Source organism: Bradyrhizobium sp. Kon10, assembly GCF_055807395.1.
On sequence record NZ_JBVVOZ010000079.1, the window covers coordinates 1 to 2,157 of the forward strand.

Here is a 2,157-nt window from a genome sequence, read left to right on the forward strand (position 1 = left end):
TCGTAAGATACGACAATCATCTTCAGGCTAAATTGCCCCGATCTGCTTGAGCTGCGCGATTGTTTCCTCATCATAGGCAAGCTTGTCGGCCAATACCTCATGCGTATTCTCGCCGAGCAGTGGCGGGGCACGGTATTCGGTGATCGGTGTCTCCGAGAAGGTCAATGCGTTGCGGATCAAGGACAGCTCGGGTGCGAACTTGTGCTTTACGGTCACCCGCATGCCCCGCTCGGCTACGTGCGGGTCGGCGAACACCTGGTCAAAATCATTGACCGGCCCGCAGGGCACGCCGGCCTTCTCAAACTTGTCCAACCAATGCGCGACGGTGTTTTTCAGCAGAAGATTAGCAAAGATCGCCATGATTTCCTTGCCGTTGGCGACGCGATCGTTGTTCTTGAGGAATTTCGGGTTGGTAGCGAGTTCGGGTGCCTCAAGAGCGGCGCAGGCCCGGGCGAACTGACCGTCGTTGCCAACCACCAGCATCAGCTCACCGTCTGCACATCGAAACACGCCCAGAGGCAGGCTACCATTTCCCCAGGTGCCGCGCCGGGGCGGGCTCTTCCCGTTGACGAGGTAGATCTGGAGATAGTGGCTGAGTGAGGCGACCACGGTGTCGAGCAGGCAGACGTCGATGTGCTGCCCTGCTCCATTATTGACCTTGCGGTGATAGAGGGCCGACAGGATACCGATCGAGGTATTCATGCCAGTCATATAGTCGACGATGGACGGACCGACCTTCATTGGCCCTGCGCCTGGTTCGCTGTCCATATGGCCGGTGACGCTCATCAAGCCACCCATAGCCTGGAAGATCGCATCATACCCCGCCCGCGGCGCGTAGGGACCGGTCTGGCCGAAGCCGGTCACCGAGCAGTAGATGATGCCTGGATTGATCTTCTTGATCGACTCGTAATCCAGGCCGTAACGCTTGAGATCTCCGACCTTGTAGTTTTCCATGAAGACGTCGACGTCCTTGGCAAGCTGACGGATGATCTCTTGCCCTTCGGACTTAGCAATGTTGACCGTGACCGATTTTTTGTTGCGGTTCGCGCAAAGGTAGAAGGAGTTGTTGTTATTCTCTTTTCCCTCAGGATCAGTCAGGTAAGGCGGCCCGAAGGCCCGCGCCTCGTCGCCGCCACCGGGCCGCTCAATCTTGATCACCTCGGCACCGAGATCCCCTAGCATCTGGGCCGACAAAGGCCCGGCCAGCACACGCGTGAGATCAAGGATCTTGATGCCAGAAAGCGGCATGATCGACATTGAAATTTCTCCTAGTGACTATTCTCATGGGTGAACACGCCCGCGTACGTTTGGCACTCGGGACAGCGAACGGTTTTGAGTTCGATAGCCGCATCGCCCTGACTGCACCGTTCGCGGACGGGGCTCTTCCGTGAAGGCTTGGAGCGATACATTAGCTTATTGCAGTAGGTTAGGCGCCCTTGCTCGCACGATTGCGCAATACCATGAGTGCACCCACCGCGACACCATGTTTGGCAGTGAGTAGTTGTGGGTGGCGCCGACCAGCACAATTTTGCGCCGGCGCAGCATCGCATGAATGCTCTTGACCACGGGACTCGCATCTCGCGCAAGCAGCCAGCTCTTTGATCGCAATTCGGCATTCAGAACTCGCTCTTCCATCTTAACACTCTCGTCCTATTTTGGCCTCGCGCCGACAGCCTGATCTTAGTGGCCATTAGGCCAACACCTGCTCACTGCTACCCTTATCAGCCGTTCATTCGGCTGAACTATTGAACAGCCTTATGCCGTGACAATCGCATGGATATGGCCAGCGTGGCCATCCAATCAGCGAGAACCTCAAGTTGGCGCGATGCGTGCTGACGCGCGGTGGGCCTAGAATGAGGCGCCCGGACTGCGCGGTTTGCGTCTGCGTGGACACTGGATTTCGCGTGAAGCATTATTCTCAGCTGCATTGTGCTCTTGCCTCCTCGTATATTAGCCACCTCGTTGAGCCGAGATTCTTCAATGTACAGGATTGAATGGCCGAAATTCTTCACACGGCCCAACGACCGCGAAGTTTTTTTTGCGTGAGTGGAGACTATCCAGTCAGCGCTACCTGAAACTTCGATGGCGCGCTTACCATCGGTTCTCGGCGCCAGCAATAGTCCGCAGCATCGGACCAACTCGCGCGCTGGCCAAACA

The 2,157-nt window shown here is 56.8% G+C and carries 1 protein-coding gene; it reads right to left on the reverse strand.

What is annotated here, in order from left to right; genetic code table 11:
• Window positions 1-27: 27 nt before the first annotated feature.
• Window positions 28-1,257, reverse strand: coding sequence for a CaiB/BaiF CoA transferase family protein (locus tag AC0L2O_RS36075; RefSeq protein WP_473373105.1), 1,230 nt, complete (start codon window positions 1,255-1,257; stop codon window positions 28-30).
• Window positions 1,258-2,157: the final 900 nt, after the last annotated feature.

What these genes read in the sequence shown, in the direction of transcription:
- AC0L2O_RS36075 (WP_473373105.1), bottom strand. Translation starts at nt 1,257, where the DNA reads ATGTCGATCATGCCGCTTTCTGGCATCAAGATCCTTGATCTCACGCGT.